Below are 14,319 nucleotides of genomic sequence, written 5' to 3' on the forward strand. Positions count from 1 at the left end.
GCAGCTCGCTACATCAGGAACACAGTGGCCAGGCCGAGGAAGATGAAGAACCCGCCGCTGTCGGTGACAGCGGTGATCATCACGCTGGCGCCCATCGCCGGATCGCGCCCGAACCTGGCCAGGGCCATCGGAATAGACACCCCCATGAACGCGGCGAGCAGCAGGTTCAGGGTCATCGCCGCGGTCATCACCACGCCCAGCGACCAGCTGCCATACAGCAGATACGCCACCACCCCGATCACACCGCCCCAGACCACGCCGTTGACCAGCGCCACGCCCAGCTCCTTGCGCATCAGCCGCTTGGTGTTGCCGTTGCCATGACTGACCTGGTCGAGGGCCATGGCCCGCACGATCATGGTAATGGTCTGGTTGCCAGAGTTGCCGCCGATACCGGCCACGATCGGCATCAGCGCCGCCAGGGCCACCAGCTTCTCGATCGAGCCCTCGAACAGGCCGATCACCCGCGACGCCATGAACGCCGTGATCAGGTTGATCGCCAGCCATGACCAGCGGTTGCGCAGCGAACGCCATACCGAGGCAAAGATATCCTCTTCCTCGCGCAGACCGGCGGTGCGCAACGCTTCGCTTTCGCTTTCTTCACGAATCAGGTCGACCATCACGTCGATGGTCAAGCGACCGATGAGCTTGCCGTGCTTGTCCACCACCGGCGCAGAGATCAGGTCGTAACGCTCGAACGCCTGCGCCGCTTCGTAGCCGTCTTCATCGGGATGGAAACTCACGGTGTCGCTGGCCATGATATCGGCCACTTGCTTGTCCGGGTCGTTGACCAGCAGGCGCTTGATCGGCAGTACGCCCTTGAGAATGCCGTCGGAGTCGACCACGAACAGTTTGTCGGTGTGGCCCGGCAGCTCCTTGAGACGGCGCAGGTAGCGCAGCACCACTTCCAGGCTGACGTCTTCGCGGATGGTGACCATCTCGAAGTCCATCAGCGCGCCGACCTGTTCGTCCTCGTAGCTGAGGGCCGAACGCACGCGCTCGCGCTGCTGTGCGTCGAGGGTTTCCATGAGCTCGTGAACCACGTCGCGCGGCAGTTCGGAGGCCAGGTCGGCGAGCTCGTCGGCGTCCATTTCCTTGGCCGCAGCGAGAATCTCATGGTCATCCATGTCCGCGAGCAGCGTCTCGCGCACCGAGTCGGACACTTCCAGAAGAATATCGCCATCACGCTCGGCCTTGACCAACTGCCAGACCGTCAGACGTTCTTCCAGGGGCAAGGCTTCGAGTATGTAGGCGACGTCGGCGGAGTGAAGATCATCGAGCTTGCGCTGCAACTCGACCAGGTTCTGCCGGTGAACCAGATTCTCGACCAGCTCGTTGTGCTGGCCTTCCTGGCGGTGAGCCAGACTTTCGACGATACGCTGGCGCTGCAACAGGTCGACGACCTGGGCCAGGCGATCCTGCAGGCTTTCTTGCGTTTTCTTTGCTTCTACTTCAGACATAGGCGAACTCCACTCCCAGCAGTGGGCACGCCGGGAGAATCAATCAGTCGATTCTTGATTGGTATACAGCTTCAGCGAGTAACTACTGGGTAAGTCCATGGAAATTTTCCAAAGCCCCGGCGGGGCTGACGGGCGCAATCATACACAACTTGTACGGATTCATAGTGAAAAAAACTGGGTGAAACAACTGCTTGCGTGCGGCGCTCGATGTTCGCGCAGTACGGGGGTGGGACGACGCATTCGGTAAACAAAGCACAATGCGTGCAACGACAGTCGTGGCTAGGCTGCAGGACGACATGAACCGCAACCAAGGACGAACACCGGTGCGCATACCCTCCTCCATTCTTCTGCTGCTGGCCTTGGCGGCCCATCACTCGGCCAACGCTGCCGTGGTGCAACGCTGCGAAGGCCCTCAGGGCCACATCACGTTCACCCACTCGAACTGCCCCGAAACCCAGCCCTGGGCCTATCAGCGCGCGCTGAATCCCTCGTCCGGAAGAAAACCCATGGCGCGCAAGGCTGCGCCCCGCCCTCTGCCGGTGACCATCGTCGAAGATGGAACGCGCACGCCCCTGGCTGCGCCAGCCGCGGCGCCGCAGTCGGCAACGAAAAAAGCCAGCCGTTCGAAGAAAAAGCGAAAACCCAGGTATCTGGCCGGGGAGCAGACGCCACCGTCCAAAAAACGCAAAACGCGGAAAGCAAAAAGCCCGCAATAAATGCGGGCTTTTCACTTGTATGGTGCACTCGACAGGATTCGAACCTGTGACCGCTCGGTTCGTAGCCGAGTACTCTATCCAGCTGAGCTACGAGTGCAGGTGGTATTTTGTTGGACCAGGCTACCACTGGTTGAAACAGAAGCTGCAGACATTGCTGAAAACAACTTCTTGATTGGTGCACTCGACAGGATTCGAACCTGTGACCGCTCGGTTCGTAGCCGAGTACTCTATCCAGCTGAGCTACGAGTGCATTTGTTGCCGCGCATTATAGGCCGTCGAATTCTTTTGTAAAGCACTTTTTTCAGTAATTTCAACAGCTTACGAAAAAAGCCAGGTTCAACGTACTACGCAAATAATGGCGGAGAACGGGGGATTCGAACCCCCGACACCCTTTTGAGGTGTACTCCCTTAGCAGGGGAGCGCCTTCGGCCACTCGGCCAGCTCTCCGCAACACGGGGCGTATATTAACCACCTTCTTCCCCGTTTGCAAACATAAAAAACGATAAAAATTAATGGCTTGGTTCGTCGTCCTTCTCTTTCTTGATCCGCAGGTAGATTTCTTCGCGGTGGACGGCCACTTCCTTGGGTGCATTCACCCCGATTCGTACCTGGCCACCTTTCACTCCAAGCACCGTGATGGTGATTTCGCCGTCGCCAATGATCAGGCTTTCCGCGCACCGGCGAGTCAGAATCAGCATACCTTTCTCCTTACGCTTTCATTTCAGGGACAACACAGTCTGCAAACAAGGGCACGAACCCATGGTGGGAAAGCCATGGACATAGCCCGAAAACAAAGAAGGGCGCGGTTAGCCGCGCCCTTCTCTCACTGCCTGTTACTCACCCTGTCGGGCGGCATCGAGTTCGAAGGCCGTGTGCAGCGCGCGCACGGCCAGCTCCAGGTACTTTTCCTCGATGACCACAGAGACCTTGATCTCGGAAGTGGAGATCATCTGGATGTTGATGCTTTCCTTGGCCAGGGCTTCGAACATGCGGCTGGCGACGCCGGCGTGCGAGCGCATGCCGACACCGACGATCGACACCTTGGCGATCTTGGCATCGCCGACCACCTGCCGCGCACCGATCTCGCTGGCGGTCTGTTCCAGCACGGCCAGGGCCGCCTGATAGTCGTTGCGGTGCACGGTGAAGGTGAAGTCGGTGGTGTTATCGTGAGAAACATTCTGCACGATCATGTCGACTTCGATGTTGGCCGCGCTGATCGGGCCGAGGATCTTGAAGGCCACGCCGGGGGTGTCTGGCACGCCACGGATGGTCAGCTTGGCCTCATCGCGGTTGAAGGCGATGCCGGAAATGATCGGCTGTTCCATGGATTCCTCTTCATCAATGGTAATGAGGGTACCCGGACCCTCCTGGAAGCTGTGCAGGACGCGCAGCGGGACGTTGTACTTGCCGGCGAATTCCACCGCGCGGATCTGCAGCACCTTGGAACCGAGACTGGCCATTTCGAGCATTTCCTCGAAGGTGATCTTGTCCAGGCGCCGGGCCTGGGCAACCACGCGAGGGTCGGTGGTGTAGACACCATCGACGTCGGTGTAGATCTGGCACTCGTCGGCCTTCAGCGCGGCCGCCAGGGCGACGCCGGTGGTGTCCGAACCACCACGACCCAGGGTGGTGATGTTGCCGCTTTCGTCGACCCCCTGAAACCCTGCCACCACCACCACCCGGCCGGCCTTGAGGTCGGCGCGGATCTTCTGGTCGTCGATCTGCAGGATGCGCGCCTTGTTGTGCGCGCTGTCGGTCAGAATGCGCACCTGGTTGCCGGTGTACGACACCGCATCCACGCCGCGCTTGATCAGCGCCATGGCCAACAGCGCGATGGTCACCTGCTCGCCGGTCGAGACAATCACGTCCAGTTCGCGAGGTACCGGCTGGTCGCTGATCTGCTTGGCCAGCGAAATCAGGCGATTGGTCTCGCCACTCATGGCCGAAAGCACGACCACCAGGTCATCGCCGGCATCGTGGAATTTCTTCACCTTGTCGGCAACCTGTTCGATACGTTCGACAGTGCCAACCGAGGTGCCGCCAAATTTCTGTACGATCAAAGCCATTTCAAAGCCGCCTCAGCCCGTGAAGGGCGCCCATTAAATACAACACCGGGCTCGCCGTGCACAGCACGAGCCCTGCGAGGGTTGAATCAGATCGCGTGTTCGACGAAAGGCACGGCCAGGGCCAGCGCAGCGTCCAGGGCGCTGGCATCGATGCCGCCACCCTGGGCCATGTCCGGGCGACCACCGCCCTTGCCACCGACGGCCGTCGCGGCCTGTTTCATCAGGTCGCCGGCCTTGAGCCGGGCCGTCAGCTCCTTGGTCACCCCGGACACCAGCACGACCTTGTCGTCGTGCACGCCGCCGAGCAGGATGACGGCCTGGCCCAGCTTGTTCTTCAACTGGTCGACCAGCGCCAGCAGCGCCTTGCCGTCCTGACCGTCGATGCGCGCGGCCAGCACCTTCACGCCCTTGACCTCGACCGCCGAGGAAGAAAGGTCGTCGCCAGCGGCGCTGGCGGCCTTGGCCTGCAACTGTTCCAGCTGCTTTTCCAGGGCGCGGTTGCGTTCGATCACGGCCGCCAGCTTGTCGATGAGGTTGTCGCGGCTGCCCTTGACCAGTTGCGCGGCTTCCTTGAGCTGCTCTTCGGCCTGGTTCAGGTAGTTCAAGGCGGTCGCGCCGGTCACCGCTTCGATGCGGCGCACGCCCGAGGCGACGCCACCTTCGCTGGTGATTTTCAGCAGGCCGATGTCACCGGTGCGCTTGGCATGGATGCCCCCGCACAGCTCCACCGAGAAGTCGCCACCCATGGTCAGCACGCGCACGGTGTCGCCGTACTTCTCGCCGAACAGGGCCATGGCGCCCTTCTTGCGCGCCTCGTCGATCGGCATCTCTTCGGTCTGCACCGGGGTGTTCTTGCGAATCTCGGCGTTGACGATGTCTTCCAGGGCCTTGATCTGTTCGGGCTTGATCGACTCGAAGTGGCTGAAGTCGAAGCGCAGGCGTTGACTGTCGACCAGCGAGCCTTTCTGCTGCACGTGATCGCCCAGCACCTGGCGCAGGGCGGCGTGCAGCAAGTGGGTGGCGGAGTGGTTCAGGCCGGTGGCCTGTTGCAGGGTCTGGTCGACCACGGCACTGACCTCGGCACCGACCGCCAGATCGCTCAATACGGCCACGCCATGGTGCAGGAAGGCGCCGCTGGTCTTGGTGGTGTCGCGCACATCGAAGCGCGAACCGCCGGCCAGCAGGTAGCCACGGTCACCGACCTGGCCACCGGACTCGCCGTAGAACGGAGTCTGGTCGAGGATCACCACGCCCTCCTCGCCTTCCTTGAGCACGTCGACGGCGACACCGTCCTTGTACAGCGCAACCACCTTGCCGTTGCCGTGGGTGGCGTCGTAACCCAGGAACACGGTCGGAACGTCGACCTTGATCAGGCTGTTGTAGTCCATGCCGAACGAGCTGGCGGAACGGGCGCGTTCGCGCTGGGCGTTCATCTCGCGCTCGAAGCCGGCTTCGTCCAGGGTGAGCTCGCGCTCGCGGGCGATATCGCCGGTCAGGTCCATCGGGAAGCCGTAGGTGTCGTACAGCTTGAACACCACATCACCTGGAACGACGCTGCCCTTGAGCTCGGCCAGATCCTGCTCGAGAATCTTCAGGCCCTGCTCCAACGTCTTGGCGAACTGCTCTTCCTCGGCCTTGAGCACGCGTTCGATGTGCGCCTGCTGGCCCTTGAGTTCGGGGAAGGCATCGCCCATCTCGGCGACCAGCGCAGCGACGATCTGGTAGAAGAAGCTGCCCTGGGCACCCAGCTTGTTGCCGTGACGGCAGGCGCGGCGAATGATGCGGCGCAGCACGTAGCCGCGGCCTTCGTTGGACGGCAGTACGCCGTCGGCGATCAGGAAGCCGCAGGAACGGATGTGGTCGGCCACGACCTTGAGTGACGCCTGGCCCTGGTTGGCACAACCGATGGCGCTGGCCGATGCGTCGAGCAGGCTCTGGAACAGGTCGATTTCATAGTTGGAATTGACATGCTGCAGCACCGCGCTGACCCGTTCCAGGCCCATGCCGGTGTCCACCGACGGCGCCGGCAAGGGATGCAACACCCCATCGGCGGTGCGGTTGAACTGCATGAACACGTTGTTCCAGATCTCGATGTAGCGGTCGCCGTCTTCCTCGGGCGAGCCGGGTGGGCCACCCCAGATATCGGCACCGTGATCGTAGAAGATCTCGGTGCAGGGGCCGCACGGGCCGGTGTCGCCCATGGTCCAGAAGTTGTCGGACGCATAGGGCGCGCCCTTGTTGTCGCCGATGCGGACCATGCGCTCGGCCGGCACGCCGATCTCTTTGGTCCAGATATCGTAGGCTTCGTCATCGCTGGCGTAGACCGTGACCCAGAGTTTTTCCTTGGGCAGGTTCAGCCACAGCTCGGAGGTCAGGAAGGTCCAGGCGTAGGTGATCGCGTCGCGCTTGAAATAGTCGCCGAAGCTGAAGTTGCCGAGCATCTCGAAAAAGGTGTGGTGGCGGGCGGTGTAGCCGACGTTTTCCAGGTCGTTGTGCTTGCCACCGGCACGCACGCACTTCTGGCTGCTTACGGCACGGGTGTAGGCCCGCTTTTCCTGGCCCAGGAAGCAGTCCTTGAACTGGTTCATCCCCGCGTTGGTGAACAGCAGGGTCGGGTCGTTGCCCGGGATCAGGGAGCTGGAGGCGACTCGGGTATGGCCTTGCTCCTCGAAGAAGCGAAGGAAGGCTTCACGGATTTCTGCGCTTTTCATAGGTTCTTCCACGACAGGCTGCGGCCAGAGGCCAGTGCGCACGCCCGGCAGGCGGTGCGACGGCAAAGGGCCGCATTATATAGGCCCTGCGGCCGGGGTACAGCGTGTTTATACGATTGGCCCACTCTATTGGACAGCAGGACGCTCAGGTGCGGGCGAAATCGGCGAATACGTCGATGACCTGCTCGATCTGCGCCGCATCCACGTCCAGATGGGTGACCATGCGCAGGCGTGGCGCGGCACTCACGGTGACACCGCGGGTGGCCGCGAAGTCCTTGAACGCGCCGGCGCGGCCATCCAGGTGTACATAGACCATGTTGGTCTGCACTGCCTCGACGGTGTAACCCAGCGCCAGCAGACCCTCGGCCAGACGCGCGGCGTGGGCGTGATCCTCGGCCAGGCGCTGCACCTGATGATCCAGCGCATACAGGCCGGCGGCGGCGAGGATTCCGGCCTGGCGCATGCCGCCGCCGACCATCTTGCGCAATCGTCGTGCCTTGGCGATGAAGTCCAGGCTGCCGCACAGCACCGAACCGACCGGCGCGCCGAGCCCCTTGGACAGGCAGACCGAAACCGAATCGAAATAGCGGGTGATCTGCTCGGCCTCGACTCCAAGCTTGACCGCCGCGTTGTACAGCCGGGCGCCATCGAGGTGCAGTTGCAGCCCATGCTCGCGAGTGAAGTCGCGGGCCTGGGCCAGGTAACTCAACGGCAGCACCTTGCCTTGCATGGTGTTTTCCAACGCCAGCAGTCGGGTGCGGGCAAAGTGGAAATCATCGGGCTTGATCGCCGCCCTGACCTGATCCAGGTCCAGCGTGCCGTCGGCCTGGAACTCCAGCGGTTGTGGCTGGATCGAACCCAGCACAGCGGCACCGCCGCCCTCGTACTTGTAGGTATGGGCCTGCTGGCCGACGATGTATTCCTCGCCACGCTCGCAGTGCGCCATCAGGCCGAGCAGGTTGCTCATGGTGCCACTGGGCACGAACAGCCCCGCAGCGAACCCCAGGCGTTTTGCCAGTTCGGCTTCGAGTCGGTTGACGGTCGGGTCTTCGCCATAGACATCATCGCCGGTGGGCGCCGCGTGCATGGCCGCCAGCATGGCGGGAGTAGGCTGGGTAACGGTATCGCTGCGCAGGTCGATAATGGACATGATGGCCTCGGGTTCGTGTCAGCTTCTATTACTGCGGATTGCAGGGCCATGAATCAAGCCTTGTCGAAACATTTGCTCACGCGCTGTTCAGCTCGCCCGCAAATATGTTACAAAAGTTGCGCCACCCACTGGGGTGGCAAACGTTCTCAGGGCGGGGTGCAACTCCCCACCGGCGGTAATGGCGCGCAATGCGCCGAGCCCGCGAGCGCTTGCAAGCCGGCAACGGCCTGTAAGGTCAGCAGACCCGGTGTGATCCCGGGGCCGACGGTCATAGTCCGGATGAAGAGAGAACGGGATTGCGACACCTTCAAAAGGCCAACGCAGGGCCGTGCCATGCGCATGTACCCATAGATCCCCTTCGATCCACATGCCCTGTTTTTTTCTTGAACAGGAGTGAACCGATGCAACCCACTGCAATTGACAGCAAAAGCCACACCCACGAACGGATCGCTTTCGTCCAGGCTTGCTGGCACAAGGATATTGTCGATCAGAGCCGCAAAGGCTTCGTCGAGGAAATGCGCGTGCTGGGCTATCAGGAAGCCGACATCGATTTCTACGAGGTCGGCGGCGCCTTCGAAATTCCGCTGCACGCCAAGCTGCTGGCCAAGAGCGGGCGCTATGCCGCCGTGGTCGGCGCTGCCCTGGTGGTAGACGGCGGTATCTACCGTCACGAATTCGTCGCCCAGACGGTGGTCAGCGCGCTGATGCAAGTTCAGCTGGAAACCGAAGTGCCGGTATTCTCGGTGGTACTGACCCCGCATCACTTCCATGACGGCGAACAGCACCACACCTACTTCTTCAATCACTTCCTGCACAAAGGCGCGGAAGCTGCACGCACCGTGGCCGATACCGTGCAGAAAGTACGCGCCCTGCGTCGCCTGCAGCAGCAACAGAAAAGCGCCTGAGCCTCAGGCCTGCGGAGTCGGCACGATGAGAATGCCGGCGCGCAGGCCAGTGGCAACCTTGGGGTTGGGGAAAATAATCCGCGCGCCCTGCTCTTCTACCACCCAGCGCTGCCCGGCGCCGTCTTCGGCCAGCAGATAGCCTGGCGCCAGCTCGGTGAAATTCTCGATGTCGTCATCCAGGTGCAGGCGGAAGGCGTCCGTGTGCTTGATGACCTCGCGCGACACTGAAAACAGCTCCAGCTGCACCAGCGGTTGATCGAGGTCCGCCTCGCGGCCTTCGATCAGCTCGCGCAGGCTGGCGTCCAGACGCGTCAGATCGACCTCGGCGTTCTGCCCGAACGGCCTCGCTTTGCCCAGTTCCAGGGTGAACGCCTCGGCGTCCAGCTGCTCGTAGGTGAATGCGCTGAACGTAATGGAGGACTTGTTCTGCAGCAACACCGCGCGCATGCCTGCCGCCTGCAGGCGTACCAGCTCTTTGCGGGAGTGCTCGCGCCCCTGCTTCCAGGGGTACAGCGCGAACTGCTCGATCCGTGAGCCACGAATGGCCGTGTGCAGGTCGTAATGCAGGCGCGTGCGTTGCGGCAGGCTGAAGAAGGTCGTGGCCAGGCGTTCCAGTTCGCAGGCGCGCAAGGCTTCATTGCCACTGGCAGCGGCATGCCGGCCGTTGAACAGCCGGTTGACGTCGCGCTCGATGTAGCGCGCACCCCGGCGCATGGCTTCGGGGTTGCCGAACAGGAACAGAATGCGCGCGCGAGGAATCAGCTGGCCCCGGGCGATGGCCTGCAGCAGGCTGTCGAGCAGCTCGATGGGCGCGGTTTCATTGCCGTGCACACCGGCCGACAGCAGCAGGTCCAGGCCGCTGTCGGTGGCGGCAGGTGGCCGCACCTCCAGGGCGCCTTCTCCCAGCCAGCGCAGGCAGACGCCGCCGGTGGTCAGCTGGATCTTCTGCGTCGGCTCGTGGCCGGCCAAGGTCAGTTCGAGCAGTTTGCCAAGAGCGAGCATGGGGCGGCGTCCCTGAAGGATGAGATTTTAGTGGTTGCAGTCGGGACCGTGAACGTGGCCGTCTTCGTCCTCGGCACCGGCGTCGGCCGGCTCCATTTCCAGCTGCAGGCTGACCAGGTTGGTCGCCAGCGGGCGCAGCAACAGGTTGGCGTATTCGGCGTCGCCTTCCTCGACGTCCACACCGATCAGCAACTGGCCGCGGCCGTCATGCTGGATCCAGACTTCCTTGCCCTGCCAGACCACGCAGAAGCGCGTGCAGGAGGTTTCCAGCTGGGTGCCGTCGGTGTCTTCGAGAATCAAGCGCAGGGCGTCGGACATAGGTGTACCTCGATGCTGTTTAGAGTTGGAAAAAATCAAAGCTCGTTGAATCAGAGCTGGAAAGGATAGACCGAACCCAACCGAAGGATCCGGGTCAGCTCGTCCAATGCCTCGCGGCATTCGATCAGCAGTTGCGGGTCGGCCATATCGGCTTCGACCAGACGGTCGCGATAGTGACGTTCGACCCAGTCGTTCAGGGTGTCGTGCAGCGCGGGTGTGAGGATCACGCCTGGGTTGACCGCCGCCAGCTCCTCGGGCTTGAGCGCCACGCGCAGGCGCAGACATGCCGGGCCGCCGCCGTTGCGCATGCTTTGCTTGAGGTCGAATACCTTGACCTCGGCAATGCCTGTGCCCTGCCCGGTCAGCTGCTCCAGGTAGCTCCAGACCCGCGGGTTGGCGCGGCACTCTTCCGGGACCACCAGCAGCATGCTGCCATCGGCGCGGGTGAGCAACTGGCTGTTGAACAGGTAGGTGCGCACGGCGTCGTCCACGCAAACGTCGGCGCGCGGCACGCTGATCGCCTGCAGCCGACCACCGCGCGCGGCGAGCTTGGTTTGCAGTTCGGCCAGCACGCGGTCGCTGTCGAGGAAGGCGTCCTGATGATGGAACAACAGCTCGCCGTTGCCGACCGCGATCACGTCGTTATGGAACACCCCCTGGTCGATGACCGCCGGATTCTGCTGGGCGAACACCACGCCCTGCTCGCTCAACCCATGCAGCCGAGCCACGGCCTGGGACGCTTCCAGGGTCTGACGCGCCGGATATTTCTGCGGCGCGGGCACTCGTGCGTCGAAGGCGCTGCGGCCGTAGACGAAAAACTCCACGCCAGCCTCGCCATAGTCCCGGCACAGCCGGGTATGGTTGGCGGCGCCCTCGTCGCCGAACTGGGCGACGGCAGGCAGCGCTTCATGGTGGGCGAAGTGCGAGGGGTCGGCAAACATCGCCTGCAGCACCCGGCTGGTGGTGGGGTGTTCGATGCTGCGGTGGAACTTGCAGTTGAGGTTCGCCGCGGTGAAATGCACCCGCCCATCGGCCGTGTCGGCGCTGGGGCTGACAGTGGCAGCGTTGGCCACCCACATGCTCGAGGCCGAACAGCTGGCCACCAGCAACGGCATGGCATCACGCGCGGCCTGGGCGATCACCTCGGCATCGCTGCCGGCGAAGCCCAGGCGGCGCAATGCTGCCACGTCCGGGCGCTCCTGCGGCGCCAGAACGCCCTGGGTGAAGCCCAGTTCCATCAGCGCTTTCATCTTGGCCAGGCCCTGACGCGCCGCTTCGCGCGGATTCGAGCCTTGCTGACTGTTGCTCTGCGACGCCACGTTGCCGTAGGACAACCCACCGTAGTTGTGGGTAGGCCCCACCAGGCCATCGAAATTCACTTCACAGGGTTTCATCGGTTCGGCTCCGTGGATCTGTTCTTGTACGCAAGGGTGCAACGACCGCCTACAGCGTGATGCCCGGACTCAGGGTCGAGGGCAAACCGAGTGTGGGGGTTTCCAGCGAGGCCACCGGGTAGGCGCAATAGTCGGCGGCGTAGTAGGCACTGGCGCGGTGGTTGCCGGACGCGCCGACGCCGCCGAACGGTGCACTGCTGGCAGCGCCGGTCAGTTGCTTGTTCCAGTTGACGATGCCGGCTCGGCTGCGCAACCAGAATTCGCGGTAACGCGCCTCCGAGTCCGACAGCAGTCCGGCAGCCAGGCCGTACTGAGTGGCATTGGCCTCGGCGATGGCCGCGTCGAAGTCGACGTAGCGCACCACTTGCAGCAATGGGCCGAACAGCTCCTCGTCGCGACGCCCGTGGGCGCCGGTGACGTCGAGAATGCCCGGCGTGAGCAAGGCAGCATCCGCCCTGGGCTGGGTCATGCTCAACAGGCTGACGGCACCGTTGTCCAGCAGCTGTTGCTGGGCCTGGAGCAGCGCCTGCGCCGCAGGCAGGGAGATCACCGAGCCCATGAAAGGCGCTGGGGTGCGGTCGTATTCGCCGACCTCGAGGGTGGCACATACCTGCACCAGACGCTCGAGCAGCCGGTCCCCCCACTCGCCGACGGGTACCAGCAGGCGCCGCGCGCAGGTGCAGCGTTGACCGGCAGAAATGAACGCTGACTGAATGATGGTATAGACCGCAGCATCCAGGTCCTGCACCTGCTCGACCACCAGGGGGTTGTTGCCGCCCATCTCCAGCGCCAGGATCTTGCCCGGCTGGCCGCCGTATTGCTGGTGCAGCAGGTTGCCAGTAGCGCTGGAACCGGTGAAGAACAACCCGTCGAGCCCGGCATTGGCGGCCAGCGCCATGCCAGTGTCGCGGCCGCCCTGCAGCAGGTTGAGCACGCCGGCCGGCAACCCGGCTTCGGCCCAGCAGCGCGTGGTCAGTTCAGCCACCTTGGGCGTCAGCTCGCTGGGCTTGAACAGCACGCAGTTGCCTGCCAGCAATGCTGGCACGATATGGCCGTTGGGTAGGTGCCCGGGAAAGTTGTAGGGACCGAACACCGCTACCACGCCATGGGGTTTGTGCCGCAGGGCCGCCGTGGCGTCGGCCAGCGGCGCGCTCTTCTCGCCGGTGCGTTCGGCATGGCTCTGGATCGAAATCGCCACCTTGTTGACCATGCTGGTCACTTCCGTGGCCGCTTCCCACAAGGGCTTTCCGGTTTCCTCGCCGATGCACTGCGCCAGCTCATCGGTACAGGCCTTCAGTCGCTCGGCGAACGCCTGCAATACGGCAATGCGCGCCGACAACGGCTGGCTCGCCCAGCCGACGAAGGCATGCCGCGCGGCCTGAACGGCCAGGGCCACCTGGTCGGCACTGGCACTGCGCCCCTGCCAGACCACAGCCTGGCCCACTGGATTGAGCGACGTCAGCAACTCGCCTTCACCAGGCAGCCATTGGCCGTCGATAAACAAAGTATTCATCAAAGCACCTCCCGAACGGGCGGAGTCATGGGTACCGCGCGCACCTGGTCACCCGCGCTCAGCTGCAGGCGGCGTGCGGTCAGGGGATCGACCACCAGCGTGCCGGAAGCGAAGCGCGCCGGCGCCGCCGTGATGCGGCACTCTTCGCGTTCGCGGTTGTAGATCAGAAACGGTGGGGCATCGTCGCCGGGGGTGCCGATGGCCAGAACCAGACTCTTGCTGTCGTGGACCGCGCGAATCTTGCTGGTCTCGCATTCCACCGCCGGCCCGGCGTCGAAGATGTCGACGTAGCCCTGGTAGCTGAAGCCTTCGGCCTTGAGCATGGCCAGGGCGGGCTCGGTGTCGGGGTGGACCTTGCCGATGACCTCGCGCGCAGCCGGGGACAGGAAGCAGCTGTAGAGCGGGAACTTGGGCATCAATTCAGCGATGAAGGCGCGGTTGCCGACGCCGGTCAGGTAATCGGCCTGGCTGAATTCCATCTTGAAGAAATGCCGGCCCAGACTTTCCCAGAATGGCGAGCGGCCGTCGGCATCGGAAATGCCGCGCATCTCGGCGATCACCTTGCGCCCGAACAGGTGCGGAAACTGAGCGATGAACAGCAGCCGCGCCTTGGCCAGCAAGCGCCCGTTCAGGCCCTTGCGGTGACCTTCGCGCAGGAACAGCGAGCACAGTTCCGAATTGCCGGTCAGGTCGTTGGCGAGGAACAGCGTGGGAATCTCGCGATAGATGTTCAGCTCCTGCGAGGCGCTCACGGTCAGGCCCACCCGGTAGTTGTACCAGGGCTCGCGCTGGCCCACGGCACCGGCAATGGCTGAAATGCCCACGACCGTGCCGTCATCGTCTTCGAGCACGAACAGGTAATCGGCATCGCCGCGCCCGGCTTCGCCGCGAAAGGTCTTCTCGGCCCAGCCGACCCGGTGCGCCAACCGTTCTTCGTTGGCTGGCAAGGTGGTCAGGCCGGGGCCGGTGCTGCGGGCCAACTCGATCAGCGCCGGCAGGTCACTGCTGCGTACGGGACGAACGATCATGCTTTCTCCTCGAGCAGGCACCGCGTGGTACCTGCAGAACTCGGCCTGTTCAACCAGGT

12 protein-coding genes, 3 tRNA genes and 1 riboswitch are annotated in these 14,319 nt (G+C 63.2%); of the genes, 2 read left to right on the forward strand and 13 right to left on the reverse strand.

What is annotated here, in order from left to right:
• Positions 1-8 precede the first annotated feature (8 nt).
• Positions 9-1,457: a magnesium transporter gene (mgtE, locus tag IFU31_RS05160; RefSeq protein WP_122476355.1), complete on the reverse strand. Its 1,449-nt coding sequence runs from the start codon at positions 1,455-1,457 to the stop codon at positions 9-11.
• 296 nt (positions 1,458-1,753) lie between these two features.
• Between mgtE and IFU31_RS05165 the strand changes: the two genes are divergently transcribed.
• Positions 1,754-2,173: a hypothetical protein gene (locus IFU31_RS05165; protein ID WP_192102447.1), complete on the forward strand. Its 420-nt coding sequence runs from the start codon at positions 1,754-1,756 to the stop codon at positions 2,171-2,173.
• A 20-nt stretch (positions 2,174-2,193) separates the two neighbouring features.
• Here the strand turns inward: IFU31_RS05165 and IFU31_RS05170 are convergent.
• From IFU31_RS05170 to ltaE, 7 genes are all read right to left on the reverse strand, one after another.
• Positions 2,194-2,270, reverse strand: a tRNA-Arg gene (locus tag IFU31_RS05170).
• A 76-nt stretch (positions 2,271-2,346) separates the two neighbouring features.
• Positions 2,347-2,423, reverse strand: a tRNA-Arg gene (locus IFU31_RS05175).
• A gap of 106 nt (positions 2,424-2,529) precedes the next feature.
• A tRNA-Ser gene (locus IFU31_RS05180) sits at positions 2,530-2,620 on the reverse strand.
• 62 nt (positions 2,621-2,682) lie between these two features.
• Positions 2,683-2,871: a carbon storage regulator CsrA gene (gene csrA, locus IFU31_RS05185; RefSeq protein WP_122476357.1), complete on the reverse strand. Its 189-nt coding sequence runs from the start codon at positions 2,869-2,871 to the stop codon at positions 2,683-2,685.
• A 135-nt stretch (positions 2,872-3,006) separates the two neighbouring features.
• A complete protein-coding gene (locus IFU31_RS05190) occupies positions 3,007-4,239 on the reverse strand; it encodes an aspartate kinase (protein ID WP_122476359.1) in 1,233 nt (410 codons plus the stop codon).
• 86 nt (positions 4,240-4,325) lie between these two features.
• On the reverse strand, positions 4,326-6,950 hold the full coding sequence (alaS, locus tag IFU31_RS05195) for an alanine--tRNA ligase (RefSeq protein ID WP_192102448.1): 2,625 nt from the start codon (positions 6,948-6,950) through the stop codon (positions 4,326-4,328).
• 145 nt (positions 6,951-7,095) lie between these two features.
• A complete protein-coding gene (gene ltaE / locus IFU31_RS05200) occupies positions 7,096-8,100 on the reverse strand; it encodes a low-specificity L-threonine aldolase (RefSeq protein ID WP_192052941.1) in 1,005 nt (334 codons plus the stop codon).
• A 138-nt stretch (positions 8,101-8,238) separates the two neighbouring features.
• Positions 8,239-8,396: riboswitch (FMN riboswitch) on the forward strand.
• Between the two features lie 105 nt (positions 8,397-8,501).
• On the opposite strand from ltaE, the gene IFU31_RS05205 reads away from it, so the two are divergent.
• A complete protein-coding gene (locus tag IFU31_RS05205) occupies positions 8,502-9,005 on the forward strand; it encodes a 6,7-dimethyl-8-ribityllumazine synthase (RefSeq protein WP_122476365.1) in 504 nt (167 codons plus the stop codon).
• Positions 9,006-9,008: 3 nt separating this feature from the next.
• Here IFU31_RS05205 and astE read toward each other — a convergent pair whose 3' ends face one another.
• From astE to astA, 5 genes are read right to left on the reverse strand one after another with little or no spacing between them, the layout of a single operon-like run.
• Positions 9,009-10,007 (reverse strand): succinylglutamate desuccinylase, encoded by a 999-nt coding sequence (gene astE, locus IFU31_RS05210; protein WP_192052939.1) that lies wholly within the window; start codon positions 10,005-10,007, stop codon positions 9,009-9,011.
• Between the two features lie 27 nt (positions 10,008-10,034).
• On the reverse strand, positions 10,035-10,325 hold the full coding sequence (locus IFU31_RS05215) for a topoisomerase II (protein WP_122476369.1): 291 nt from the start codon (positions 10,323-10,325) through the stop codon (positions 10,035-10,037).
• 50 nt (positions 10,326-10,375) lie between these two features.
• Positions 10,376-11,719, reverse strand: a complete 1,344-nt coding sequence (gene astB, locus IFU31_RS05220; protein WP_122476371.1) for an N-succinylarginine dihydrolase — start codon at positions 11,717-11,719, stop codon at positions 10,376-10,378.
• Between the two features lie 49 nt (positions 11,720-11,768).
• Positions 11,769-13,235 (reverse strand): succinylglutamate-semialdehyde dehydrogenase, encoded by a 1,467-nt coding sequence (astD, locus tag IFU31_RS05225; RefSeq protein WP_192052938.1) that lies wholly within the window; start codon positions 13,233-13,235, stop codon positions 11,769-11,771.
• Positions 13,232-14,260, reverse strand: a complete 1,029-nt coding sequence (astA, locus tag IFU31_RS05230) for an arginine N-succinyltransferase (protein WP_122476375.1) — start codon at positions 14,258-14,260, stop codon at positions 13,232-13,234. The genes astD and astA overlap by 4 nt, the downstream gene beginning before the upstream one ends.
• Between the last annotated feature and the right edge of the window lie 59 nt (positions 14,261-14,319).

Source organism: Pseudomonas sp. CFBP 13602, assembly GCF_014842725.1.
In the GTDB taxonomy this organism is placed as follows: Bacteria; Pseudomonadota; Gammaproteobacteria; order Pseudomonadales; family Pseudomonadaceae; genus Aquipseudomonas; species Aquipseudomonas baltica.